Raw genomic sequence first — 24668 nt, 5'->3', positions numbered from 1 at the left:
TGCCGGTGCCTCACAGGCTCGCCCTCTCCATTTCGCCCGGGGGCGGGACGGCGATGCCCTCCTCGCTGTACTGCTTCAGCTTGTTGCGCAGCGTGCGGATCGAGATGCCGAGGATCGTCGCCGCATGGGTGCGGTTGCCCAGGCAGTGGTGCAGCGTGTCGATGATCAGGTCGCGCTCGACGTCGGCGACGGTCCGGCCGACCAGGCCGGTCAGGCTGCCGGGGAGCGTGGACGCGGCCGGCGGCGGGCCGGCCGGCGGCGGCGCCATGATCCGGCCGCCGCCATAGGCGGCATAGCCGGCCGCCGCGCGGGCCGCGGCATGGGCGGCCGGCGGCGCCTCGGGTGCGTAGGACGGCGCCGGGGCGTAGGAGGGAGACGGGGCTGCGGCCGGGGCGGGAGCGGGGTCGGTCAGCAGGATCGCGTCGGTATCGATGTCCTTCCCGCGGGAGAGCAGCACCGCCCGGTGCATGGTGTTCTCCAGCTCGCGCACATTGCCGCGCCAGTGGTGCGTCTTCAGCATGTCGAGCGCCGCGGGGGTCGGCTGCTTCTCCGGCATGCCGTTCTGCTCGGCGTATTTCTTCGCGAAATGGGCCGCCAGGGCGACGATGTCCGCCGGACGGTCGCGCAGCGGCGGCAGGCGCAGGTTGACCACGTTCAGGCGGAAATAAAGGTCCTCCCGGAAGCGGCCGGCGCGGGCCTCCTCCTCCAGGCGGCGGTTGGAGGTCGCCAACACCCGGATGTCCACCTTGACGGGATGGCTGCCGCCGACCCGGTCGATCTCCCGTTCCTGGATCGCGCGCAGCAGCTTGGCCTGGAGCCGGATGTCCATCTCGCTGATCTCGTCCAGCAGCAGGGTGCCGCCGTTGGCCTCCTCGAACTTGCCGACGCGTCGCGCCAGCGCCCCGGTGAAGGCGCCCTTCTCGTGGCCGAACAGCTCGCTTTCCAGCAGGTTCTCGGGGATCGCCGCGCAGTTGACCGCGACGAAGACCTTGTCCGACCGCCGGCTCTTGCGGTGGATGTAGCGGGCCATCAGCTCCTTGCCGGTGCCGTTCTCGCCGGTGATCAGGACCGAGGCGTCGCTCGGCGCGATCTGGTCTGCCATGCGCAGCACCGATCCCATGGCGGGGTCGCGGCTGACGATCGCGTGGCTTTCCTGGACCACGGCCTCCAGCACGGCGGCGATCAGCTCCGCGTCGGGCGGCAGCGGGATGTATTCCTGGGCGCCGGCCCGGATGGCCCGCACCGCCGCCTGGGCGTCGGTGCCGATCCCGCAGGCGATGACCGGAACCGTGATGCGCTCCAGCTTCAGCGCGTCGATCAGGCGCGCTATGTCGAACTTGACGTCTATCATCACCAGATCGGCGCCTTGGCCGCCACGCAACGCGTTCATGGCCTTGTCGATGCCGTCCGTGTAGGCGACCTTGGCGCCCCGCTCGTGGGCGATCCTGCCCGCCGCGGTGATGTAGCCTTCCAGCGTGCCGACGATCAGCAGTCGCATGACCCGTATCCCCCAGAAACCGTTCCTGCCGAAGCGCTCAAGACCGGTCCGACTTGATGATTTCGGTCATGGTCACGCCTAGTCTGTCCTCCACGACCACCACCTCGCCGCGCGCCACCAGACGGTTGTTGACATAGATGTCGATCGCCTCGCCGACCTTGCGGTCCAACTCCACGACGGCGCCGCGGCCGAGCTTGAGGAGCTGGCTGACCTGCATGGTCGCCTTGCCGAGCACCGCGGAGATCTGGACCGGAATGTCGTAGATCGCCTCCAGGTCCTTGGCTGCATGGCTGTCGAATTCGGCGACATCGCGGGAGCCGCCGTCGAGTTCGTCGAGCGAAAAGCTGTCCTTGCTGGCCATCGGGCCTCTCCTAGCTGTCGATTACGGTGGACGGCGCTGCCGCCGGGAAGGGGGCGGCATGGCCCGGGGCATGGCCTGAGCCGTGGTTCGCGCCCGCCGGATGCAGGCCGGGGTCGAGAAGGCGGGCCGCGGCCCTGTCGATGTCGTGCCACAGGCGGGCGCTGTCGCGCTCCGCCCCGCCGTCGGCCCACTCGATCCGGCAGTCGCCGGGGGCGACGGTCGGTTCGGCCAGCAGGACGACCTTGCCGGCGAAGCCGCGCCGGGTGGTGATCGCGTCGATCCGTTCGGACAACGCGTCCAGGTCGCCGTCGGCCAGCCGGATCACCAGCCGGGGCTCGTCGATCAGGTCGCCGACGCAGGCGGCGATCATGGCTTCGACCTCGGAGGTGCCCTGCCGCCGGGCGAACTCGGGCAGCAGCTTGCGGGCGATCGCGGCGCCGATCTCGATCACGCCCTCGCGCTGGCGCGCGGCGCTCTCGGCGGCGCTCTGCACGATGTACTCGATCTGGTCGGCCAGGCGGTCGAGCGTGGCGGCGATCCGGGCGGCCATCGCCGCCTCGGCCTGCGCCTTGCCGTTGGCGAAGCCGTCGGCGTAGCCGTCCTCGTGCGCCTGCAGCAGGTCGGCCGACTTGAACACCGGCTCGGGCGGCGGGGGCGGTTCCTCCGGTTCGGGCGGCGGGGGCGGCTTCGGCATCACGGCCTCGGCGGCCAGGCGCTCCTCGCGGCGGCGCGCGACGTCCACGTCGAACTCGGTGTCGAACAGGAACTTGCGGGTCGATGACATGGTCGGGGTCTGATCTCCGTGGTTCCGGCCGGTCCTAGTAGATCAGCTCGTCTTCGCCCTTGCCCTCGGCCATGACGATCTCGCCGCGCGCGGCCAGGTCCTTGGCGACCTGGACCATGTACATCTGCGCTTCATCCACGTCGCGCAGGCGCACCGGGCCCATGGCCGCCATGTCCTCGCGCATGATCTTGGCGGCGCGTTCCGACATGTTGGTGAAGAACAGGTCGCGCAGCGTCTCGGACGAGCCCTTGAGCGCCAGGCCCAATTTGGGCTTGTCGACGACGCGCAGCAGGGTCTGGACGCCCGAGGGGTCGAGCTTCGACAGGTCCTCGAAGGTGAACATCAGCGCCTTGATGCGCTCGGCGCTGTCGCGGTTGCGCTCCTCCAGGGCCGCCAGGAAGCGGTTCTCGGTGTTGCGGTCCAGGTTGTTGAAGATCTCGGCCATCATCTCGTGGGCGTCGCGCCGGCTGGTGCGGGCCAGGTTCGACATGAACTCGGTGCGCAGCGTGCGCTCGACGTCGTCGAGCACCTCCTTCTGGACCGATTCCATGCGCAGCATGCGCATCACCACTTCCATGGCGAAGCTTTCCGGCAGCTGGGCCAGGACGCGGGCCGCGTGCTCGCCCTTGATCTTGGACAGCACCACCGCGACGGTTTGCGGGTACTCGTTCTTCAGGTAGTTGGCGAGCACAGTCTCGTTCACGTTCGCCAGCTTGTCCCACATGGTGCGGCCGGCCGGACCACGGATATCCTCCATGATCTGGTTGACCTTCTCGCTGTCCAGCACCTTCATGAGCAGCCGTTCGGTGCTCTCGTAGGTGCCGACCAGCGACCCGGTGGAGGAGATCTGCTCGGCGAACTCGACGAACAGCCGCTCGATGATGTTGGCGCTGACCGTGCCCAGGTTGGCCATGGTCTGCGACAGCTCGCGGATCTCCTCGTCGTCCATGTGGGTGAACAGCTTGGTCGCGTGCTCCTCGCCCAGCGCCAGCATCATGATGGCGGCCTTCTCCGGCCCGGTCAGGGTGCGGTAGTCTTCACGGATGCGCAGCGCTGCCACGGCTCAATTCTCCCCGTTCACCGGATCAGGTTTCCTGGTACAGCCAGCTCCGGATGATCGAGACGGCCTCTTCCGGATGCTTGTCCACGATCTCGCCGACCTTGCGGAGCGACGAGGCGCGCACGCGCCCCTCGACGCGGTTGATGTCGATCATCTGCTCCAGCTCCTCGCCGGCCTGGGCGTCTTCCAGCGCCAGGTCCTGGGCCAGTGCCCCCGGCCCCATGAGCTGGGCCTGGCCGGCGGTCTGGTCGGTCAGCAGGCGCTCCGCCTCCTCCTCCGCCGCGCTGTCGTCGCCGCGCTCGAAGGCCTTGGCCATCAGCGGGCGGATGACCAGCAGGATCACCAGGATCGCGACGATCGCGAGCACGATCATCTCGGCGATGCGGAACAGGTCCTCCTTCGCCATGCCGAGGAAGGTGGCGCCGGCGTCGGCGAACTCCGCGTCCGGCGTGGCGAAGCGCATGTTGATCACTTCGACCGTGTCGCCCCGGACGGCGTCGAACCCGATGGCGGAGCGGACCAGCGTCTCGATCTGGGCCATTTCCTCCCGGGAGCGGGGGCTGTAGACCGGCGTGCCGTCCTCGCCCGGCGCGTAGAGGCCGTCCACCAGCACGGCGACCGACAGGCGGCGGACCTGGCCTGACTCGCGGACGTGGCTCTTGACCGTCTTGCTGATCTCGTAATTGACCGTCTCCTCGGTCCGGGCGCCCTTGGTGCGGCTGGTCGCGGCGGATTCGGAGGAGTTGGAATTGGCGGTCGGCAGGTTGTTCGCGACCGTGACGGGGTCGAGCGCGTCGCGGTCGGTCGATTCATTGTTGTCCTCGACCGTCTGGGTCGACCGGATGACCTGGCTCTCGGGATCGAAGATCTCCGAGCTGGTGGTGATGCGGTCGAAATCCAGGTCGGCGGTCACCTCGGCGCGGACCTTGCCGAAGCCCAGGGAGCGTGACAGCAGGTCCTCGATCACCCGGGTGGTGCGCTGCTCGTAGGCCAGCTTCTTCTCGTCGGCGCTGGCCTGCAGGAGCTGTTCGCTGCCGGCCCCCATGCCGCGGGCCAGCAGGTTGCCGCGGTCGTCGACGATCGAGATCTGGTTCGGTTCGAGCTGGGGCACGGCGGCCGCGATCAGGTGCTGGATCGCGACGATCTGCTCGCGCTTGAGCTGCTGCCCGGGGCGCAGCTTGAGGAACACGCTGGCGGTGGCGGCCTGCTGGCTGCGGCTGAACATCTCGCGCTTGGGCAGCACCAGATGGACCCGCGCCTGCTGGATCGGCCCCAGCGTCGCGACGGTGCGCGCCAGTTCGCCCTCGGTCGCGCGCAGGTGATTGATCCCCTGGACGAAGCTGGTGGTGCCGAACCCTTCGGGCTTGTCGTAGATCTCGTAGCCGATCGAGCCGCCCGACGGGAGCCCGGCCTGGGCCATCACCATCCGAAGACGTCCGACCTGATCGGCCGGCACCATGATCCGGGTGCCTTCCGCGTTGACCTGGTGGGGGATCTTCTGCTCCTCCAGCTGGCGCACGATGGCGCCCCCGTCCTTGGGGTCGAGGTCGCTGTAGAGCAGGGCCATGTCCGGGGTGGACAGGCGGGTCATCAGGTATACGAAGAAGCCGATCAGGCCCAGCGCCACCACGCCCATGGCGGCCAGCCGTACCGGGCCGAGATTGCGCAGGGTCTGGAGGAACGTGTTCAAGCGGACTGCCCTTGGCGGCTTGGGAATGGCGGCTTACAAAACCGGTTGCTTCGGCGGGCTGCGGACGCAGCCGCCGGCCCAGGCCGTCACTCGCCTGAAATGTAACGAAATTTTCGTTTATGGATGGTTAAGATGGCCCTCTTTCGATGCTCGCCCGGCAAATTCTGCCTAGCTGGAGAGGGCTTCCGGGATAGGGGGCCGGCCCCGGATTGCCGGTGGAAAGCGGGGCGCCGTCTGGGATCGACCGTCACGGTCGAACGGCGGAATGACCGGGACCGGACATGGCCCCGTGCAGCCCCTCACTCGGCCAGGGTCGCCTTCTCGCCCTGACGATAATCCTGCAGGCGGGTCGCCCGCAGTCCGCGCACCCCGTGACTGTCGATCAGCCGTTGCCAGGAGAGGAATTCCTCGACCGACAGCGTGTAGCGACGGCAGGCCTCCTCAAGGCTGATCAACCCGCAACGTACCCCGGCAACTACTTCCGCCTTGCGCCTCATGACCCAGCGCTTGGTATCGGGTGGCGGAAGGTCTGCCTCCGTCATTACCCGCGAGGCCAGGTCAACGACACTGTCCATCATCGGGTCTTCTTTATGAGCTGTCATGCGACAGGTTACCTCGCGAATCCTTACTCATCCGTCGGCAGCGGGCGTCAGTATCCGAGTGCCAATTTAAAAAACTGCTAACTCGCGGAAATCTTGTCGCGCCAAAGGGGTAGGGTAACCCGACGGACGGGGTTCGCGGGCGGTGCGATGGTGCATAAGTCCGTGGGCTGAATAACTTTCCCTCACTTCGTGAGTCACATGTTAACAAACGGTATAGTGCCTGGGGGATTCTTCGGCCAGCAGTTAAGAATCCCTTGACTCCTCCCGCAAGAGTCGGGACCATGCACATGGATCACCAGTATTGGGTCAGCTATGATGGACGCCATCGGAAATACACTGCAGGGACCGGCCGCGGTACGCGCGCCCGCCCAGCAGTCAGTTCCGCGGACGGCTCAGCAGGAAGCCGATCCGACCGCCGGTGCCGCGGCGGAACCATCCCGGTATTTCAGCCCGGTCGTCCGTCTCGACAGCGAGACGCAGCGTACCGTGCTCCAGTATCGCGACGGGTCCGACGGCAAGGTGCTGGTTCAGTATCCCTCCGAAAAGCAGCTTGAAGCCTATCGGAACCGGGCCATCGCCGAGCGGTCGAAGGAGCAGGAGCAAGCCGACGCGACGAAGCCGGCGCGGCAGGGCGAACCGATCCGGGTCGCCTTCGGCCAGCCCTCGGCCGGAGTATCGGAGGCCGAGCCGGCCGGCGGCATCGCCGCCTCCGCCAGTCCGGTGTCCGGTCCCGCTGTCCAGGCCATTCCCATCGGCGTGCCGACGCCCTCGCCGCGGTTGGCCGGTTCGGGTGGCGGAGCCGCTTTCGGCGTTTCTCGACCCCTGCTGAACTCGATCTCGGCCTGATTCCATCCAGGCCTCGCCGATGCCCTCCCGCGGGAGGGCATCGCTGTCAGGAGCTGCCGGCGGGCGCAGTATCACCCGCATCCATGGAATGGGTTCCCAGCGTCACGTAGCGGATGCCGGCATCCAGGGTCAGCCGCTTTGGCAGGAAGTTGTTCCAGAAATCGTAAACCATGCCGGGCCGGGCCATTCCCTGCGAGAGCTGTGACAGTGGCATGGCCTGGAACGCCGGATGGTTGTTGTGGATGACGACGAGGTGGCTCTGTTCGAACGCCTCCGCGAGGTCCGCCAGGGGGGTCAGCCCGAGCGCGCTCAGATCCTGGGCTGAAACGATCGGATCATAACCGCAGAAAACCGCTTCCGGCATAAGCCGGCGAAGTTCCGCGAGCAGGGGGATCGCCGTGCTGCCGCGCAGGTCGTTGGTCTCCGGCTGGCCTTTGAAGGCAAGGCCCATCAAGGTGACTTTGAGGTCACCGGACCGATGCCACGGCAGCACCTGGCCGGCCATGTACCGGGCGGTCTCGACCATCAACCGTTCGTTGATCGTGCGTGCGGCCGCCGCGATCTCGGGCATGACGCCGCGATCGGTCATGCTCTCCACCAGGATGTGGGAGTCCTTGCTCAGGCAGGGACCGCCGACCGGGCCGGGCATGGGCAGCTGGGTCCGGGCATAGCCCAGCTTGCCGAAGGTGATCACCTCGGCGGCCGAGATGCCGATCGCGCCGCACAGCCGTGCCACCTCGTTGGCGAAGGCGAAGCCGACGTCCCGGCTGGTGTTGTCGATCAGCTTGATCATCTCGGCGGTTTCCGGGTCGCGGACCCGGATCACCGTCGGAGTGAGGGCGTTGAAGACCTGGGCGAGTCGGATCGAGCCGCGCTCCGAGGTGGCGCCGATGATCTGGGGCAGATGGGTCAGCTCATAGAGCGCGCGGCCTTCCAGGGTCCGTTCCGGACAGAACGCGACGTCTATGTCCCGCCCTGTTTCGGCCAGGATCGGGATGACGATATCGCGGGTGGTGCCGATCTTGACCGTGGAGCGCAGCACGACGGCGTCTCCGTCCTTGAGTTGGGCCGCGATCTCCCGCGTGACCCGCCGGACCATGTCGAGCCGGACCTTTCCGTCCGGCCCCAGCGGCGTCCCGACCGTGATGATGTAGAGCGAGATGGCGGGATCGTCGGGCAGCGTGTTGCTGACATGGAACCGCCCGGCACCGAGTTGGAAGCCGAGCCGCTCGTCCAGGCCGGGTTCGTGGAAGTGCGCCTTTCCCGTGACGATCCGGTCGGTGAAGTCGCGGTTCAGTTCGACGCCCCGCACCGTGTAGCCGGCTTCCGCCATGATGATGGCGAGCGTCAGCCCGACATAACCCAGGCCGATGATGCAGACGGTGCGGTCATGCTGGTAGTCCATCGCCGAGGCTCCCCCGCTCGCCGGTTGGGTCTTCACAGGCGGCCCGCGGCGAGTTCCGCGCGCACCCACCCGACCACTTCGCGCACGCTGTCGGCGACCGGCACCGTGGCCGCGAAGCCCAGCACCCGCGCGGCCTTCGCCGTGTCGGGAACGCGGCGCTGCACGTCGTATTCGAAGGGGGCGTCGCTGGCGTGGCGGAACGGCCGGTCGCCGTGGACTTCGCGCCAGACCAGGGCGGCCAGTTCCAGCACGGTGGTCGGCTCCGGGGTGGACAGGTTGAAGTCGTCGTTGAGCGCCTCGTCCCGTTCGACGCACAGGCGGATGCCGCGGGCGAGGTCGCTGCCGTGGGTGTAGCAGCGCACCTGGCCGCCGTCCCCCAGGATATGCAGGGGATCCTGACCCTTCAGCACCTTCTGCGCCAAGTCCGGAAGCACGTGGGACATGCTGAGTTTGACGTTGCCGCTCATGATCTCGGCATCTCCCAGCGCCTTGCCCTCGCCGACGCCGACGCAGTTGAAGGGCCGCGCGATCGTGAAGGGCAGCCCATATTGCTGGTGGGCCGCCCGCGCGAAATATTCCACGGCCAGCTTCTGGAAGCCGTAGCTGCTGGCGGGGGGAGGGGCGCGGGTGATCTCGCTCTCCGGCGTCGGGAAGATGGAGGCGCTCTCGAACACCATGCTGGAGCTCAGCACGACGATCCTGGAGAGCCGTCCCGCCCGGTGCGCCGCGATGGCGGCGTCGAAGGTCGACGCGGTGATCCGCTCGTTCTCCGCCAGCAGGTCGTAGGCATACTGGTGGAAATAGGAGATGCCGCCGATCATCGCGGCGCCGGCGATGATCCGGTCGCAGTCTGCGGCCAGTTCCGTCATCAGGCCGACATCCTTGCAATCGCCGAAGACGAACCGGTAGTCGGGGTGGCCGTCGTGGGCCTTGGCGACGGGACCGTACTTGCTGAAATTGTCGATGCCGACGACCTGGTGCCCGTGCTTGAGCAGTTCGGCCACGACATAGCCAGCGATGAAGCCGGCGGCTCCGGTAACCAGGATCTTCATGAACATTTCCGCGCTGGCGAAACCGGCGGTACGCCGCCGAAAGATGTGGCCAGACTATGCCGAAATGGTTAACTAATCATTTTGGCATAGTCTGGCTACGGTCCCGCCACATCCGCCTGAACGCCGCTTCCAGCGTCCGCGTGAAATGGGCGGAGTCGCAGAGCGGCGAGGCCGACATCCGGTCGCGCAGCCTGCCGCGCAGGTCGGCCAGCCGTCCAAGGTCGGCGGCCAGCCCCTCCGCGCGCGCCAGATATCCCGGCGCGTCCTCCGCCACGAGGCCGGGGAGCCCCGCGGCGGTCAGGTGGGACAGGCTGTGGCGGGTGCAGAACCGCTCGCCGGGCAGCGTGATCACCGGTACGCCCATCCACAGAGCTTCCAGCGTGGTCAGTCCACCCGAATAGGCCAGGGGGTCGAGGGCAATGTCGACCGAGTTATAGGCCTGGAGCAGGCCGACGTGGCCGGCGGCCGGCCGCAGATCGAGCTGGCCGGGTGCCACGCCGTGGGCGGCGAACCGCGCCGTCACGGCATCGCGCACGCTCGCAACGTCGAGGGCGAAGGTCTGGAGCATGAGCCGCCGGTCGGGTCGGTCACGCAGCAGGGTGCTCCAGAGGGCGATGCTGGCCTCGTCCAGCTTGGCGAGATTGTTGAAGCAGCCGAAGGTGACGGTGCCGGATCCGAGGGCCGGCAGCGGACCGACCGGCGGCGCGTAGGGCGGCGGCTCGTAGCAGACATAGCAGTCGGGCAGCCGCATGATCCCTTCGGCGTAGTGGCGATCGACTCCGTCCGGCGTCTGGCGCGGGTCGGAGATCAGGTAGTCGATCGTCGGGATGCCGGTGGTTCCGACATAACCGGCCCAGGTCGCCTGGACCGGCGCCGGCCGATGGACGAAGGCGCGCAGCCGGTTGTTCGCCGTGTGCCCCGACAGGTCCACCAGGATGTCGATGCCGTCGCCGCGGATCCGGTCGGCCAGTTCCACGCCGTCGGTGTCGCCGATTTCGTGCCAATGGTCCGCCATGTGGCGGAAGCGGTCCGTCAGGGCGTCGCTCCGCCGGCGCGCCGAATAGCAGTGGACTTCGAAGGAGTCCCGGTCGTGGTGAAGGACCACCCCGCTCAGGAAGAAGCCTACCGGGTGCTGGCCGAAATCGGCCGAGACATAGCCGATGCGGAGCCGCCGCTCCGGATCGGCCGATGCTTCCGGATGCGTCGGAGGCGTTTCGGGAGGCGCATGGCGCCGATACCATTCCGCATGGAGACGTTTCAAGTCGGCCGGGCCGAGCGACCCGTCATACTGGAGGGTCAGCAGCAGGTTGCTGTGTATCTCGGCGTTTCCGGGGTGCAGCAGCAGGGACCGCCGCAGCAGCCGCGCTCCCTCCCGCGACCTGCCCATGCCGTTCAGCATCACGCCGTATGAATTCAGCGCGAAGGGGTCGGCCGGGCCGTGGCACAGGGTGGCCCGGAAGACCGCCTCGGCCGCCGACAGGTCGCGGATGGCCAGGTGGAGCATCCCGAGGCAGTGCCTCAGGTCGACATCCTCCGGCTGGTGCGCCACGGCCAGCGCGGTGATCGGGATCGCATCGCCCGTGCGCCCGGCGTCGCGCAAGGCGATCGCCAGGAGCCGGATCAGACTGCCGTCGAGGTGTGCCGGATCGAGCCGGGCCTGCCGCTCCACCGCCCGGAGGGCGCCGTCCAAGTCGCCGGCGCGGAACCGGACCACCCCGATCTGGTGAAAGGTCGACGGATTGTCCGGCCGGTAGACGGCGGCATTGCGCAAGGCCGCCAGGGCGGCCTCGGGACGGCCGGCCAAGTGAAGGGCGATGCCCAGGTTGTGCCAGGCGGAGTCGTGGTGGCGGTCGATCCGCAGGGCGCGGCCATAGGCTTCGGCGGCGGCAGAAGCGCAGCCGTCGTCGAACAGCACATTGCCCAGGTTGTACCAGCCGTCCCGGTCTGCCGGGTCGATCAGGAGCGCGCTGCGGCAGCATAGCAGCGCCGCTTCCCGATTGCCGCTCGACCGGTGCAGCGAGGCGAGGCTGAGCCAGGCGGCGCCGAAGCCGGTATCGGATGCCAGCGCCTGGCGAAAGAGCCGGGACGCGTCGCAGAGACGCCCTTCCTGCTCGGCGATCAGCCCGAGGATATGCAAAGCGCCCGGGGAGTCCGGCGCGACCTGCCGGACCTCCTCGCAAAGCCAGCCCGCCATCACGAGATTCCCGGCCAGAAGGGACCGTTCGGCTTCGGCAAGCAGCCTGACGCTCAGGGCGGAGGCCGGAAGGGGAGGAGTTGAAGGGTGCTGGGCCGCGACCGGGTCGGCGGAAGAGGCGGCCCTGGAAGCGCGGGCCGCCGAATGCTCATCGGACATGCTCTAACCGGTGAAACCCGGACTCACCATGGCGCCGGACATCAGCCGGCCGGGAACTCGCGGACCAGCGCGTCGTCGAACTGAATCAGGTGGCGGCAAACCTCCAGCGCGGCGAGGTATTCGCCCTTACGGCTCAGCTCCGAGATGATCGCCAGGCTGCGCAGCACCGGCTGGAGTTCGGTCGCTTCCGCCCGGTCGTCGAGCAGCGAAATCAGCTTGCCGTGGTACATGCCGGCGGAAGCGCTGTCGAGCGTCATCAGCTGAAGCGCGTAATAGATGCGCTTGGTCGCCGTGTCGGCATCCTTCTCGTCCAGGATCAACTGTTCGCGGGTCAGGGTCGGGGTGTCCTTGGGGACCATGACCGTGCCGTCGTCCTGCATGTGGATCGGAACGCCCTTGACGATGACGGTGCCGCCGGGCTCGAGCGGGAGAGCAATCATTTCGATCGTTTCGGTCATTGTCGTGCCACCCTCTTGCAGTCGTTGCTGGCTTGCGGTCGTTGCTTGGCATCGCGGGTGGCCTTCAGAGCTTGCCCCGCCCGGTGTTGATAGCCGGGATTATGTCCGTCTTCAAAGTAGCTTGCAAGAAAGAGTTACACTTCAAGATGTAACACTTTTGAGAAAACGCCGGGACGGCACGGACCGGGCGCAAGGCGGCGCGCGAACGCTCATGGGCAGCGGAAGATGTTTGCTTCGCGGACGTTCAGGCTCCGCCCGATTTCATTGGGCCCGGAGGATTTCGTTTTCGATGGCCCGGACGCTATGTGTGTCGTCGAACAGGACGGGGACGCGGTCGAGGACGCTTCGGATGACGTGCGTCCTGCGGTCGGGCTCGCGGGCGAGGGCGAGGGCTAGATCGACATAGTGTCCGTGGTCCCGGGCGACGCAGTCGTCCAGTCCCATCAGGCGGTAGAAGCCGTAGGTGTGGCGACCGCGCATGAAGGCGCCGGGCCAGGTGACGATCGGGGTGCCCAGCGCGAAGGCCTCCAGGCTGGTGTTGCCGCCGCTGTAGTGCAGCGGGTCGAGCATGACGTCGCTGCACGCCACCAGGCTGAGGAAGTCGGGCAGCGGCATCTGGCGCAGGAAGCGGAAGCGCGCGGCGACGTCCGCTCCGGCGGCGGCGAGCCTGCGGCGCAGCAGGCCGTCCAGGTTGCGGTCTCGCCCCGAGAGCAGGACCACCAGCCCCTGGGGGTCGCGCCGCAGCAGGTCGACCAGGGCTCGGTCGAAGTCGGGATGGATCTTGAACAGGCTCTGCGGGCAGACATAGAGGCGGGCATCGTCGGGCAGGCCGAAGGCCGAGCGCGGCTTGGGCCGGGCGGGCAGGCGGGGCCTTGCGTAGTGCAGGGTGGTCCCGGGCAGGCGGACCAGGCGCTCGGAGTAGTGGCGCTCGGCGCCGTCCGGCTCCATGGCGCCGCACGACAGGAAGCGGTCGAGGTTGCGGATGCCGGTGGTGTCGGGGTGGCCCCAGGTCAGGCACTGCAGCGGGGCGAGCCTGGCGAAGGCGAGGAAGTAGGTCAGGGCCGACATGCCGATGTCGGCGTAGTACAGCACGTCGAGTCGCCGGGCGGCGATGGCGTCGCGGGCGGCCTTGAGGTCGAGGGGCAGCTCGACGGTGGCGTCGGCGGCGCGGACCAGGGCGTGGCGCATGGCGTCGCCGGCGTGGGGGGTGGTGAACAGGGTGACGTGGAAGCGCTCGCGGTCGAGGTTCCGGATCAGGCCGAGGTTGAGCTTGGCGATGGTGTGCTGGTGCCAGTATTGGGAGACGAAGCCGATATGGGTGCGGCCGTCGGGCCGGGGCGGCGGGTCGGCGCGGTCCTGGAGCAGGTCGGGGCAGGCGGCCTCGTACAGGCTGGCGACGGCCCGCTGGAGGGGCAGGTCGTCGGCGGCGTGGTAGGCCAGGTAGAAGCAGGTCTGGCCGACCTGGGCGAGCGGGTCGTGCAGCCGGATGCCGCGTTCGGCCAGCCGCGCCACGCCGTCCGCCAGCCGCTCGCGGACCTCGCGGATATGCGCCTCCGACTCCGGGATGATCGGGAGAGCCAGCGCTTCCTTAACCTCCAGCCCGGGGTCGCCGCGCAGGCGATAGGCCTGGCGGAAGGCCTTCCGGGCGCGGTCCAGGTCGCCCTGGTCCAGCAGCATGTTACCGAGCATCGTCTGGGCGCGCGGAAAATCCGGCGTCAGGGCCAGGGCATGGGCCAGCGTCGCGGCCGCGGTGCCGAGCCGGTTTTCGCGCAGGAAGGCGTTGGCCAGGCTGATCAGCGCCTCCGGATGGTCGGGCCGGAGCCTGAGGGTGCGCCGCCACATCGCGGCGGCGTCCCCATGGCGGCCGAGGCCGGCGAGTGCGGCCCCCAGGTTGCACCAGACCGCCGCGAAGCAGGGATCCAGGGCGGCGGCCCGGGCCAGGGCGTCGCGGGCGTCGCCGTGCCGGCCCAGGCGGTTCAGGCAGAAGCCCAGGTTGTTCCAGGCGTCGCTTTCGTCGGGACGCAGCGACGCGGCGCGCCGGTAGGCTTGCTCCGCCCCGTCGAGCCGGTCCAGGACGAGCAGGACGTTGCCGAGCGTCAGCGGGGCCGCCGGGTCGGCCGGGTCGCACAGGGTCGCGCGGCGGGCGGCCGAGGCCGCCTGTTCCGGCAGTTCCCGGGCGATCAGGGTCATGGCCAGGTCGTGCCAGGCGGAAGCCTGGGCGGGATCCAGGGTCGCGGCATGGCGATGGACCTCCGTCGCGTCCGACAGGCGGCCCAGCCGGATCAGGGCGCTGCCCAGCCCGGCGAGCGCCGGCGTGCCGAGCGGATCGCGCGCCAGGGAGTCGCGGAAAGCGGCCTCCGCCCCGGCGGGATCGCCGGCGGCCAGCAGCGCCATGCCGAGATTGGCATGGGCCGAGGGCCTGCCTGGGTCAAGCGCCGCGGCGGTGCCGAAGGCGGCGGCGGCCTCCGCGGGATCCCCCTGCTCCAGAAGCGCGTGGCCCAGGTTGAGCCAGGCCTCGACCATCCCGGGCTCGAGGTCGATGGCCCGCCGGTAGGCTTCGGCCGCGGCGTCCGGGCGTCCCTGGCGCCGCCGGGCTATCCCGTATTCCAGCAGGATGTCGGGATCGTCGGGGCGCACTAGCAGCAGGGCGCCGAAGGCGTCGGCCGCCAGATCCCAGTCGCCGGCCTGCGCGCCGACCTGACCGATCACCAGCAGGGTGCCGGCCGGTGGCGCCAAGTCCAGCGCCTGCCGACACGCCCGGGCCGCCTCGGCCAAGCGTCCCGCTTCGTGATGGTGCTGGGCGGTCTTGAGAAGGTCGGCGAGCATCGGCAGGCATCGTTCCGTGGGGACTTGGACCGCCGCACCGTAACACCGGCGCGACGCCGGGAACATCCCGGCCTTCGCCGTCCCGCCCGGTTCACCGCCGATCTCCGGTCAGGCTTTCCCCGACTGAAGCTCGGCGGTGAACCGGGCGGCCTCCGCCCGCAGGGTGTCGATCTGCCGGGCGATCTGCACGGCGGAGCCGGTCATCCGCCCGACCGCCTCGTCGGTTTCGCGGATCGCCCGGGTCACGCTGCCGAGACTGCCGGTGATCTCCCGCGCCGCCCCGGCGCTGTCGACCATGCTCGACGCGATCCGTTCGGTCGCGGCGCTCTGCTGCTCGACCGAACCGGCGATGGCGGTCGCGATCGCATTGACCCGCTCGACCGTCGCCGCGACCTCCCGCATCGCCTCCACCGCCATGCCGGTCTCCGTTTGGATGCCGGCGATCTGGGTCGAGATCTCGGCCGTCGCCGAGGCGGTCTGGTTCGCCAGCACCTTGACTTCCTGGGCGACGATGGCGAAGCCCTTGCCGGCCTCTCCGGCCCTTGCCGCCTCGATGGTGGCGTTCAGCGCCAGCAGGTTGGTCTGCTCCGCGATGCCGTTGATCAGGCGGACGACGTCGCCGATCCGCTGCGCCGCGCCTTCCAGATCCTGGATGCGCGCGGCGGCCTGCCCGGTATGCGCGACCGCCTCGCGCGTCACGGCCGCCGCCTCGGCGGTGCGGCCGCCGACCTCCTTCACCGACGACGCCAGACCCTCCGAAGCGGAGGCGATGCTCTCGACGGCCGATGCGGTGCTTCCGGCGGCGGATTGGACGGCCTGGGCCTGCCGGCTCGCCGTGGCGGCCTGGGCCGAGATCCCTTCGGCGACCACGCGCAGGTCCCGGTCGGCCCCGAGGAGGGCGGCGACGACGCCGGCGACTCCGTCGTTGAAACGGCCGGTGGCCTCGGCCATGCGCAGGGCTTCCCGCGACGCCGCGTCCCGCCGCGCGTCCTCCGCCGCGCGCATCGCATCCAGCGCGGATGCCTGGGTCTGCATGGTCAGGATCGCCCTGGCGACCTTCCCGAGTTCGTCGTCGGGCCCGGTTCCGTCGAGCGCCACGTCGCGCCGCCCCGCGCCGATCGCCTGGATCGCGGCGGCCGCCTGCGCGAGGGGCCGGGTGATCGATCTGACGCTGAGCACCGACAGGACCAGCGCCGCGGCGATGGTCAGCAGCGTGATCGCCGCGGTCAGCGCGATCGTGAAGCGGCCGGTCGTGGCGCTGTGCAGGGCACGTTCCGCCTTGCGGCGCCCGATCAGGTCGGAAATGGCGCCATTGCGCTCCTCCAGGGTCTCGAACGCCTCGATGAAGTCCGGCATGCGGACCTGGGCCTCGACCGGGCTGGTCAGCGTCAGGCCGACGATCGTCTCCGCCGCGGCGATGTACCGGTTGAGCGCCGGCTCGACCTCGTCCAGGGCCGCCTTGATCTCCCCGTCGAGGCCGGCCCGCTCCGCATTGGCCCGGAGCGCCGCGCGGAAGGTCCCGGCATGCTCGTCGAGTGCTTCCCGCGTCGCGTCATGGTCGCTCTCCTGCGTTCCGTAGGCGCTGGACAGCAGGGCGGTCAGGACGTCGGCGCGCAGGGCGTCGTGCATCATGTCGCCGAGCAGATGGCTGGCCAGGGCGTCCGACATGACGGTCAGGTCGTCGGCGGCCCGGTTGGACGCGACGATACCCGCGGCCCCGATGCTTCCCGTGACTCCGGCGGCGATTGTCAGGCCGGCGGCAAGGCCGGTCAGGCGTTGGCGAAGCGTCAGGTGTGGCATGGCTGCGCGGTCCTAGGCTGGGATGCACGGGCTGGAGCAGGCACGGAAGGGTCTGATGCAGAAGGTTTCATGTCACGGCATGGAACAAAATTAGCATAAATGGCATAGGCCCTATAGCGTCCGTCCTGCTCCGGCACCCCGGCAAAGCGTGCATGCCCCCGGCAGATTTTGCCGGGATTCCTCGCCGGCTCAGCCGCCGCGCCGACCCCTCGGACAGTCGCCGTCGCCGCGAAGGCCCTTTGCGCTCGAAGAATCCTACTTCTGGCCCGGAGTTTGCTTGGAAGGTGGCGACAGGTTCCGCATCCGGCGGGCCTGCGGGTGATGGTGGATCAGATGGGCCTCGACGTTTCCCTGCGCACGGCGATGAGCGGACTTCGGACTGTCCAGCAAGGGTTGGACGTCGTCTCGCGCAACATCGCCAATGCCGACACTCCCGGCTATACGCGCAAGATCCAGACCCAGTATACCCAGGTCATCCAGGGCCAGAGCGTCGGCGTCCAGACCGGCAACGTCGAGCGCGAGGTCGACACGGCGCTTCAGAACGAGGTGCGCAAGCAGGGCAGCCGGGTCGCCAACCTGAGCGTGACGGAGCGGTACCTGGGCCAGGTCGAGACCCTGCATGGCGATCCCGAGTCGGAAAGCTCCCTGGGCAACGTGCTCAACCAGATGAAGGACGGCTTCACCCGGCTGATGGATACGCCCAACTCCGTCCCGCTCCAGAACGAGGTGGTCTCGCTGGCCGACACCGTCGCCCGGACGCTGAACCGGGTGGCCGACGGCATCAACGACATCCGCACCCAGGTTCAGGTCGACATCGAGGATGCGCTGACCGACCTGAACAACCAGTTCCAGCGGGTCGACGACCTCAACCGGCAGATCCGCTCGCTGACCGCCACCGGCCAGCCCCAGCCCGACCTGGAGGACCAGCGGGACGAGGCGCTGCGGAAGATCTCCGAGCAGATCGAGGTCAACGTGATGCGCCGGGGCGATGGCACGGTCTCGATCCTCGACCGGTTCGGCCAGCCTTATCTGGAGGCCGGCTATCAGCCCCTGTCCATCTCCCAGGTCTCGATCAACCCGCAGGCGGCGTATCCCGGCGCCATCGGCCCGATCCGCCTGGGCGATCCCTCGACCGGAACCGACGTCACCGCAAGGCTGGCGCAAGGCGGCAACCTGGGCGGGCTGCTCACGCTGCGCGACCAGACCTTGCCGCAGTTCCAGGCCCAGCTCGACGAGATGGCCCAGACCATGGGCGAGGCGTTCGAGGGCGCCGGGCTGCTCCTGTTCACCGACAGCACGGGCGTGGTCCCGGTGGACGACCCACTGGCATCCCCGCCCACCTCGTCGGTCGGCTTCGCCAACCAGATCCAGGTGGCCCAGGCGGTCGTCGACACGCCCAGCCTGCTGCGCGACGGATCGCCGGTCGTGCCGGGCACCGCCCCGGCGAACAGCAACCTGCTGCGCACGATCGTCGACAGCGTGCTGGGCGGCGACCAGACCTTCGATACCACCGGCCTCGGCCCCAACGCCGACCTGAGCACCGTGCTGCCAGGCAGCACGACGCTGGCGTCGTTCGCCGCCGAACTGGTCAGCCACCAGACGAACCTGCGCGCCAGCACCACCGCCCAGCTCGAACCCGCCACGACGCTGCGCGACCATCTGGCGACGAAGCTGTCCGATCAATCCGGCGTTAACCTGGATCAGGAAGTATCGCTCCTGATCCAGCTGCAGCGCTCCTATTCCAGCTCCGCCCAGGTCGTCTCGACCAACCGGCAGCTGTTCAACGACCTCATCTCGATCCTGCGCTGATCCGACCAGGGAGTCCGGCCATGACCTCGATCTCGACCAACGGACAGTTCCTGCGGCTGCAAACCCAGAACCTGGCCATCCAGCAGCGCCTGACCGAGACTTCCGCGCAGGTGTCGAGCGGCAAGAAGACGTCCGTCTACGGCGGGCTGGGTGCCGACGCGCGCCAGTCGATCGACCTGCGCGGCCAGGTGACCGAGCTGGACACCTACCAGAAGAACATCGCCTCCGCGAAGCTGCGGGTCTCCAGCGCGGTCGAGACCATGGACCGCATCAAGAACGTGGCGCGCGACGTGCGCGAGCAGCTGACCAAGCTGACCGGCAACCCGCCACCCAACCAGACGGTGGTCCAGGACATCGCCCGACGCGGCTACGACGAGGTCGTGCAGCTTCTCGGCACCCAGGTGGAGGGGCGCTACATCTTCGCCGGCAGCGACATCGACAATCCGCCGTTCCCCAATGCCGCCCAGTTCTTCACCGACGTCGAGACCGAGGTAACCGCCTTCGCCGCCAACGGCGCCACGGCGACCCTGGCGGCGACCACGGCGATCGCGACCGACGACACCTATTTCTCGACGGCGCTCCAGGCCGCCGATCCGTCGCCGCTCCGTGCGCGCGTGGACCGCAACCTCGACCTGAGTTACCAGGTCCGTGCCAACGGGCCGGAAAGCCCGGCGCCGCCCGCCGGAGAGCTCGCGCCGTTCCGCGAGATCCTGCGCAGCCTGGCGACCGCCGCGACCCTGACCTACGATACCGCCAATCCCGGCTCCTTCGCCGACTACACCACCATGCTGGACACCACGCGCAACGCGCTGGACAGCGCCGCCAAGAACCTCGACAACCATGTCGGCATCCTGGGCTCCACCTACGAGCGGATGGAGGCGATCGACAACCAGCACGATGTGACCGCCCAGACGGTGAACACGAACCTGGGCGACGTCGAGGACGTCGACATGGCCGAGGCGATCACCAAGCTCCAGCTGATCCAGACCCAGCTCCAGGCGTCGTACAGGGTGACCTCGACCCTGCGGCAGGTGAACCTGGTCGACTTCCTGTAAAACCGTGCCGGCCGCGCGGCGACCCGCGAGACGGGTGTTCACGACTCGTCAACTCTCCCGGTGTTAACCACCCGCGGTGACCTCACGCGGGAGACCCGATGAAACTCGTCGTCCTCGATCCCGGCCTGGACAGCACGGCCGGCCACCACTACCACCTGGACCTCGTGCTGCGGGAGCAGGCGGCCGCCCACGGGATTGAGTCGGTGTTCTACGGGTTCAAGGGAATGGATCCGGTGATCGAGGACCAGTTCGACGCCCGCCTGATCTTCGACCTGCACTCCTACGCCAAGATCGCCGGCCTGCCGGAACTGGCACCGATCCAGAACTGGTCGACCAAGAACACCAGTTTCTGCCGCAACCTGTGCGACGGCGTGCCGGCGGATTTCGAAGCCGACGACATCGTGGTCATGCACACGGTCCTGGGCAGCGAGATGGTCGGCCTCTATCTGTGGTACCGCAGCCTGCCGGACCCGAAGCCGCGCGTGTGCCTGGTCCTGCGATTCCCGCCCTGGTTCCACTTGGCGCGCCCGTATCACGAGATCGCGGTGGCGCTGGAACGCTACGCAGTCTCGCTCTGGACCGAGTTCCCGGCGGAGCGCGTGATGATGGCGTGCGACAATGCCGGTCTGGCCCGTTTCTACGGCAAGCTCGCCGGCTTCGAGATGCCGAGCCTGCCGATCCCGATTCGCTATCCGGCCGTGACCGCCCGGGACGGAAGATCCTCAAGACCCCATTTCGTGTATCTGGGCGAGGCGCGGGAGGAAAAGGGCATCCACCTGATCGTCGAGTCGCTGCGCCGCCGTCCCGCCGAACTCGTCGGCATCGACTTCACGATCCAGTGCGGCCGGCCGGAGCTGCTCGGGCCGTTGCTCGGCGAGTGGCGCCAGGACCTGCCCGAGGTCGATTTCGTCGACCGCTCCCTGTCCGAGGCGGATTATCTGGATTTGCTGTCGAGCGCCGACGCGGTGCTGGTTCCCTACCAGCCCGACATCTATGACGTGCGCACGTCCCACGTCTATCTGGAGGCGGTCGGGACCGGCAAGCCGGTGCTGATCACCTCCGGATCCTGGATGGACCTGGAGTCCGCCCGCCTCGGCCACACGCCCGCGCGCGCCGCCGATTTCACCGTGGACTCGGTCGAGGAGGCCCTCGTCCGCCTGGCCGGCGACTGGCGGGATCTGCGGGCGCTCGGGCCTGCCGCGGGCGAGCGGTGCCGGGCCTATCACAACCCTGCGACATTTTTTAACAGGCTGCTTTCCCTTTTTCCGTGAGAAGACCCCGGCGGCCTTCGGCACGCCCCTTCCCGGAGGGGCGGAAAGCCGCGGAATCCCTAGCGTGCCGCATACAACTGAAGATGCGGATGTCCCCTCACGGAATCTGGCAATTAAGACTCTTTTTACGGTCTGAGCTTACCATCGACTCGCGGAAGAAGACCGCAATCTATCCAAAATGGAGGCACCGATGGCCAACTCGGTTAATACCAACATCGGGGCGATGATCGCCCTGAAAAACCTGAACAACGTCAGCGACTCGCTGTCGACCACCCAGAAGCGCATCAGCACCGGCCTGAACGTCGCGGACGCCTATGACGATGGCGCGTCCTATGCCGTCGCGGAAGGCATCCGCAGCGACGTCAAGGCGATCGGCGCGGTGAACGAGCGTCTCGCGGTCGGCAAGGGCATGATCGACGTCGCCGTCAAGGCCGGCGAAAACATCTCCAAGTCGCTCCAGGACGTCCGCGTCGTCCTCACCAAGCTTGCCGACCAGGCGCTGACCGGTGCGGACCGCACGAACTACGAGAACCAGTACAACACGCTGAAGAACGACATCGACAACTTCATCAAGGACGCCAAGTACAACAACATCACCCTGATCAATACCGGAACCAATCAGTCGATCATCTCCAACATCGACGGCGGCAACATCACGGTGACGGCGCAGAACCTGGCGACCGCCGTCTATTCGCAGCTTTCCGCCGCGTCCGACTACACGGCCGCCGCGGCATTGATCGCGACGACCGGCGCTCTCGCCAACGCGGAAAGCAACCTCGGCCGCGCCATGAACCAGCTGGCCGCCGACAGCCGCCGCATCACGAACCAGATCGGGTTCAACAATGCGATCGCAGACGCGACCAACACCGGCCTTGGCGCCATCGTAGACGCCGACCTGGCGAAGGAAAGCGCGCGGTTGCAGTCCCTGCAGGTGAAGCAGCAGCTGTCCAGCCAGGCGCTGTCGATCGCCAACCAGTCGCCGCAGTCGCTGCTGGGCCTGTTCCGTTAAGGCCGCGTCCGCCTCTCTCCGGGCACCGTCCCGGAGAGGGGCACGATGGCCTCGAGGCCCTTCCGGCGATCCCCTCCCTCCCAAAACATCAGAAAATCGCAGTTCTGAACGGAAGTGGCAATGAACTCGAAGATCAATGCCTACAAGCAAGCGGCGATGATGAAGACCGATTATCGCTCGCAAGAGGCCAATCTCTTCAAGCGAGTTACCTTTGGCCTGATCCAGGGCAAAGCAAATCCCAACGGCATGGACCTGGTCCGCGCCGCTTCGGACGACAAGCTTCTCTGGATGACCATCGTCAAGCTGCTGCAGGACGACCAGAACCGCCTGCCGGCTCCTCTCCGCGCGCAGATCATCTCGATCGGCCAGGCGGTGATTCGCGAAATCGACCAGAACATCACCGGCACGCTCGATGTCGATTTCCTGATCGACATCAATACCCAGATGATCGAAGGCCTTGCCGCCCAGCCCGAGACGGCCGCCGCCGCGGGGCTGCCTACCGAGATCCCCTCGGCATAAGGGAGCCGGCCAAGCAGATCAGACGACACCGCGGAGTCCGACCAATGTCCAGCAGCCTCGTCTTCGCCAAAATGCCGGCGATCGCCGCATACAAGCTGGCCCTGAAGCAGGGCGACGCGGCGCTTGAGAAGATGGCGGACCGCAAGGACGTCAAGGCCGAGGTGGATTATTTCAACAAGAACATCCAGAGCGTGAAGTCCGTCGACGACCTGTTCAAGGACAGGCGGATGATCCAGTTCGTGCTGGACGCCGTCGACCTGGGCAAGGAAACCGGCAAGATGGGCCTGATCAAGAAGGTCCTGACCCAGAAGGCCGACGACCCCGACGCCCTGATGAACAAGCTGGTCGACAAGCGCTTCAAGACGGCGGCCAGCCTCCTCAAGCTGGGCGAGAACGGCCTGGGTACGATCCAGCGCGAGAGTACCAAGGCGGATCTGGCCGAACTGTACGTCAAGAACAAGTACGACGCCGGCCTGGCCTCGCAGAACTCCGCGGTTCCACTGGCCTTGTATTTCAAGGAGAACGCCTCGTCCGTCAAGAATACGTACGAGATTCTCGGTGACCAGCGCATGCGCCACGTCGTTACCACGGCGCTCGGCCTTCCGTTGCAGCTCGCCAACCAGTCCGTCGAAGCCCAGGCTGCGGCGATCGAGAAGCGGTTGAAGCTGTCCGATCTGAAGGACGAAAAATTCGTCGACAAACTGGCCCAGCGTTTCCTGATGGCATCCGACGACGGTTCCTCGGCGACCGGGGCCAACAGTTACGTCCTGAACCTCTTTGCGTGAGATGCCGGACACCCCAGCCCTGGCGGCGGCTTTCCCCCGCGCCGGCGGTGTCCGCAGCAACACCGGCCGAGTGCCGGGATCTGGAGAAGATGAATGTCTGCTGAAATGACCATGGAAATGCCGGCCGACGCTGCCAAGTTGGCGGACCTCAAGCAACGCGCCGCGATCCTGCTGACGCGCGGCGACTTGGAAGGCGCGCGCTCCGAGGTCGACGCCGCGCTGATCGATCAGCCCGAGGATGCCGACCTTCTGGCGCTGCGCGGCACCTGCCGGGCCCGGCAGGGGGAACTGAGCGACGGCATCCAGGATCTGGCCACCGCCGTGATGGCCCGGCCGCGTGACTGGGAACTGCTGAACAGCCTTGCGGTCCATCTCCAGCAGATGAAGATGTTCGACGAGGCGGTCGTCTTCCATGTCAAGGCGATCAACAATTCCGAACCGGAGCAGCATCCGCAGCTCTACATCAACCTGGGCCTCGCGATGATGGGGCAGGGCGAGCACCTTGCTGCGGTGGAGCTGTTCGAGGCCGTCCTGGCGGTTCATCCGGATATGCTGGACGCCGCGGTCAACCTGTCCAGCGCACTGAATTCGCTCAAGGAATACGGTCGCAGCGTCGAGGCTTGCCGGCGGACGCTGGCGATCGTCGAGGCCCCCGAGCTGTTCCATAACCTGGGCAACGCACTGCACCGGATTCCCGGGCGCAACGCCGAAGCCCTGGCCGCGTTCCAGCGGGCGGTCGAGCTCGATCCGACGAACTGGAAGTCGAAGCACATGCTGTCCCTGCTGCGGGACGAGGACATGGACTCGATCCCGGCGAATTTCGTGGAAGGGCTGTTCGACGAATATGCCAGCTACTACGAACGGGACGTCATCGAGAAGCTGCGCTACCGCGTTCCGGGGCTGATCCGGCGCTACCTGCTGAAGGCGGTTCCCGGCAGGACCCGCTTCGCCTCCGTCCTGGACCTCGGCTGCGGCACCGGCCTGACCGGCGTCATGCTGCGCGATATCGCCGATTTCCAGAAGGGCGTCGATATCTCGCGCAACATGCTGAAGCTGGCCCTGGAGAAGGAGATCTACGACCAGCTCGAGGCCGCCGACCTGCAGGTCTCCCTGGGCGAGATCGACCGGGCCTACTCCGTCATCGTCGCCGCAGACGTGTGCGGCTATATCGGCCGGTTGGAAGAGTTCTTCGCCAGGGTAGCGGCGGTCGCCGAAGCCGGCGGGCTGTTCGCCTTCTCGGTGGAGGAGTCGTTCCTGGCGGATTTCGAGGTCTCCGCCGCCGGCCGATTCGCCCACCGCCGGACCTATGTCCAGAAGGTCCTGGCCGATGCCGGCTTCAAGGTGCTGTCGGTCGCGCGCGAACAGCTGCGCAACAGCGGCGGCCGGCCCGTGTTCGGCATGATCTTCGTCGCCCAGAAGCCGGCCTGACCGCCCGGTTCCGGGGACAGGCGGCATGGGACCGGAAGAGGGGCAACCCTCTTCCGG

General features: G+C 67.8%; 20 protein-coding genes. 8 read left to right on the top strand and 12 right to left on the bottom strand.

The window, feature by feature from the left end:
* Positions 1 to 10 precede the first annotated feature (10 nt).
* The 6 genes from JL100_RS24610 to sciP form a co-directional block, all read right to left on the bottom strand.
* On the bottom strand, positions 11 to 1498 hold the full coding sequence (locus JL100_RS24610) for a sigma-54-dependent transcriptional regulator (protein ID WP_202680522.1): 1488 nt from the start codon (positions 1496 to 1498) through the stop codon (positions 11 to 13).
* A 37-nt stretch (positions 1499 to 1535) separates the two neighbouring features.
* A complete protein-coding gene (gene fliN, locus JL100_RS24605) occupies positions 1536 to 1859 on the bottom strand; it encodes a flagellar motor switch protein FliN (RefSeq protein WP_158047175.1) in 324 nt (107 codons plus the stop codon).
* 10 nt (positions 1860 to 1869) lie between these two features.
* A complete protein-coding gene (locus JL100_RS24600) occupies positions 1870 to 2643 on the bottom strand; it encodes a FliH/SctL family protein (RefSeq protein WP_202680521.1) in 774 nt (257 codons plus the stop codon).
* A 34-nt stretch (positions 2644 to 2677) separates the two neighbouring features.
* Entirely contained in the window at positions 2678 to 3640 is a 963-nt protein-coding gene (gene fliG / locus JL100_RS24595) for a flagellar motor switch protein FliG (RefSeq protein ID WP_407697029.1), read from the bottom strand.
* Positions 3641 to 3728: 88 nt separating this feature from the next.
* Positions 3729 to 5393 (bottom strand): flagellar basal-body MS-ring/collar protein FliF, encoded by a 1665-nt coding sequence (gene fliF / locus JL100_RS24590; RefSeq protein ID WP_202680520.1) that lies wholly within the window; start codon positions 5391 to 5393, stop codon positions 3729 to 3731.
* Positions 5394 to 5692: 299 nt separating this feature from the next.
* Entirely contained in the window at positions 5693 to 5968 is a 276-nt protein-coding gene (gene sciP / locus JL100_RS24585) for a CtrA inhibitor SciP (protein WP_228420885.1), read from the bottom strand.
* A gap of 342 nt (positions 5969 to 6310) precedes the next feature.
* Here sciP and JL100_RS24580 point away from each other — a divergent pair, with 342 nt between their 5' ends.
* Positions 6311 to 6841 (top strand): hypothetical protein, encoded by a 531-nt coding sequence (locus JL100_RS24580; protein WP_202680519.1) that lies wholly within the window; start codon positions 6311 to 6313, stop codon positions 6839 to 6841.
* Between the two features lie 46 nt (positions 6842 to 6887).
* Here the strand turns inward: JL100_RS24580 and JL100_RS24575 are convergent, their stop codons facing one another.
* From JL100_RS24575 to JL100_RS24550, 6 genes are all read right to left on the bottom strand, one after another.
* Positions 6888 to 8246, bottom strand: a complete 1359-nt coding sequence (locus JL100_RS24575) for a nucleotide sugar dehydrogenase (protein ID WP_202680518.1) — start codon at positions 8244 to 8246, stop codon at positions 6888 to 6890.
* A 32-nt stretch (positions 8247 to 8278) separates the two neighbouring features.
* Positions 8279 to 9298 carry an NAD-dependent epimerase/dehydratase family protein gene (locus JL100_RS24570; RefSeq protein ID WP_202680517.1) on the bottom strand — a complete coding sequence of 340 codons (1020 nt, stop codon included), beginning with the start codon at positions 9296 to 9298 and terminating at the stop codon, positions 8279 to 8281.
* A gap of 76 nt (positions 9299 to 9374) precedes the next feature.
* Positions 9375 to 11651: an O-linked N-acetylglucosamine transferase, SPINDLY family protein gene (locus JL100_RS24565; protein ID WP_202680516.1), complete on the bottom strand. Its 2277-nt coding sequence runs from the start codon at positions 11649 to 11651 to the stop codon at positions 9375 to 9377.
* A 41-nt stretch (positions 11652 to 11692) separates the two neighbouring features.
* Positions 11693 to 12109, bottom strand: a complete 417-nt coding sequence (locus JL100_RS24560; protein ID WP_202680515.1) for a flagellar biosynthesis repressor FlbT — start codon at positions 12107 to 12109, stop codon at positions 11693 to 11695.
* Between the two features lie 261 nt (positions 12110 to 12370).
* Positions 12371 to 14935, bottom strand: coding sequence for a tetratricopeptide repeat protein (locus JL100_RS24555; protein ID WP_202680514.1), 2565 nt, complete (start codon positions 14933 to 14935; stop codon positions 12371 to 12373).
* 108 nt (positions 14936 to 15043) lie between these two features.
* A complete protein-coding gene (locus JL100_RS24550; RefSeq protein WP_202680513.1) occupies positions 15044 to 16735 on the bottom strand; it encodes a methyl-accepting chemotaxis protein in 1692 nt (563 codons plus the stop codon).
* A 333-nt stretch (positions 16736 to 17068) separates the two neighbouring features.
* On the opposite strand from JL100_RS24550, the gene flgK reads away from it, so the two are divergent.
* From flgK to JL100_RS24515, 7 genes are all read left to right on the top strand, one after another.
* On the top strand, positions 17069 to 18544 hold the full coding sequence (flgK, locus tag JL100_RS24545) for a flagellar hook-associated protein FlgK (protein WP_228420884.1): 1476 nt from the start codon (positions 17069 to 17071) through the stop codon (positions 18542 to 18544).
* A 20-nt stretch (positions 18545 to 18564) separates the two neighbouring features.
* On the top strand, positions 18565 to 19599 hold the full coding sequence (locus tag JL100_RS24540; RefSeq protein WP_202680511.1) for a flagellin: 1035 nt from the start codon (positions 18565 to 18567) through the stop codon (positions 19597 to 19599).
* Between the two features lie 98 nt (positions 19600 to 19697).
* Complete coding sequence (locus tag JL100_RS24535) at positions 19698 to 20870, top strand: glycosyltransferase family protein (protein WP_202680510.1); 1173 nt, start codon at positions 19698 to 19700, stop codon at positions 20868 to 20870.
* 190 nt (positions 20871 to 21060) lie between these two features.
* Positions 21061 to 21879 carry a flagellin gene (locus tag JL100_RS24530; RefSeq protein ID WP_202680509.1) on the top strand — a complete coding sequence of 273 codons (819 nt, stop codon included), beginning with the start codon at positions 21061 to 21063 and terminating at the stop codon, positions 21877 to 21879.
* 120 nt (positions 21880 to 21999) lie between these two features.
* Positions 22000 to 22398: a flagellar biosynthesis regulator FlaF gene (locus tag JL100_RS24525; protein WP_158047161.1), complete on the top strand. Its 399-nt coding sequence runs from the start codon at positions 22000 to 22002 to the stop codon at positions 22396 to 22398.
* Between the two features lie 44 nt (positions 22399 to 22442).
* Entirely contained in the window at positions 22443 to 23183 is a 741-nt protein-coding gene (locus tag JL100_RS24520; protein ID WP_202680508.1) for a DUF1217 domain-containing protein, read from the top strand.
* A gap of 93 nt (positions 23184 to 23276) precedes the next feature.
* On the top strand, positions 23277 to 24611 hold the full coding sequence (locus tag JL100_RS24515; protein ID WP_202680507.1) for a tetratricopeptide repeat protein: 1335 nt from the start codon (positions 23277 to 23279) through the stop codon (positions 24609 to 24611).
* Positions 24612 to 24668 lie beyond the last annotated feature (57 nt).

Source organism: Skermanella mucosa (assembly GCF_016765655.2).
GTDB classification, from domain to species: domain Bacteria; phylum Pseudomonadota; class Alphaproteobacteria; order Azospirillales; family Azospirillaceae; genus Skermanella; species Skermanella mucosa.
The sequence above is the reverse complement of the archived record's forward strand: the minus strand, read 5'-3'. Positions and strand labels throughout refer to the sequence as shown.

Bases quoted from the DNA above. Each gene is read 5' to 3' on its own strand.
- JL100_RS24610 (WP_202680522.1), bottom strand. From the start codon at position 1,498: ATGCGACTGCTGATCGTCGGCACGCTGGAAGGCTACATCACCGCGGCG.
- fliN (WP_158047175.1), bottom strand. From the start codon at position 1,859: ATGGCCAGCAAGGACAGCTTTTCGCTCGACGAACTCGACGGCGGCTCC.
- JL100_RS24600 (WP_202680521.1), bottom strand. From the start codon at position 2,643: ATGTCATCGACCCGCAAGTTCCTGTTCGACACCGAGTTCGACGTGGAC.
- fliG (WP_407697029.1), bottom strand. From the start codon at position 3,640: ATGATGCTGGCGCTGGGCGAGGAGCACGCGACCAAGCTGTTCACCCAC.
- sciP (WP_228420885.1), bottom strand. From the start codon at position 5,968: ATGGACAGTGTCGTTGACCTGGCCTCGCGGGTAATGACGGAGGCAGAC.
- JL100_RS24580 (WP_202680519.1), top strand. From the start codon at position 6,311: ATGGACGCCATCGGAAATACACTGCAGGGACCGGCCGCGGTACGCGCG.
- JL100_RS24575 (WP_202680518.1), bottom strand. From the start codon at position 8,246: ATGGACTACCAGCATGACCGCACCGTCTGCATCATCGGCCTGGGTTAT.
- JL100_RS24570 (WP_202680517.1), bottom strand. From the start codon at position 9,298: ATGAAGATCCTGGTTACCGGAGCCGCCGGCTTCATCGCTGGCTATGTC.
- JL100_RS24565 (WP_202680516.1), bottom strand. From the start codon at position 11,651: ATGTCCGATGAGCATTCGGCGGCCCGCGCTTCCAGGGCCGCCTCTTCC.
- JL100_RS24560 (WP_202680515.1), bottom strand. From the start codon at position 12,109: ATGACCGAAACGATCGAAATGATTGCTCTCCCGCTCGAGCCCGGCGGC.
- JL100_RS24555 (WP_202680514.1), bottom strand. From the start codon at position 14,935: ATGCTCGCCGACCTTCTCAAGACCGCCCAGCACCATCACGAAGCGGGA.
- JL100_RS24550 (WP_202680513.1), bottom strand. From the start codon at position 16,735: ATGCCACACCTGACGCTTCGCCAACGCCTGACCGGCCTTGCCGCCGGC.
- flgK (WP_228420884.1), top strand. From the start codon at position 17,069: ATGGGCCTCGACGTTTCCCTGCGCACGGCGATGAGCGGACTTCGGACT.
- JL100_RS24540 (WP_202680511.1), top strand. From the start codon at position 18,565: ATGACCTCGATCTCGACCAACGGACAGTTCCTGCGGCTGCAAACCCAG.
- JL100_RS24535 (WP_202680510.1), top strand. From the start codon at position 19,698: ATGAAACTCGTCGTCCTCGATCCCGGCCTGGACAGCACGGCCGGCCAC.
- JL100_RS24530 (WP_202680509.1), top strand. From the start codon at position 21,061: ATGGCCAACTCGGTTAATACCAACATCGGGGCGATGATCGCCCTGAAA.
- JL100_RS24525 (WP_158047161.1), top strand. From the start codon at position 22,000: ATGAACTCGAAGATCAATGCCTACAAGCAAGCGGCGATGATGAAGACC.
- JL100_RS24520 (WP_202680508.1), top strand. From the start codon at position 22,443: ATGTCCAGCAGCCTCGTCTTCGCCAAAATGCCGGCGATCGCCGCATAC.
- JL100_RS24515 (WP_202680507.1), top strand. From the start codon at position 23,277: ATGTCTGCTGAAATGACCATGGAAATGCCGGCCGACGCTGCCAAGTTG.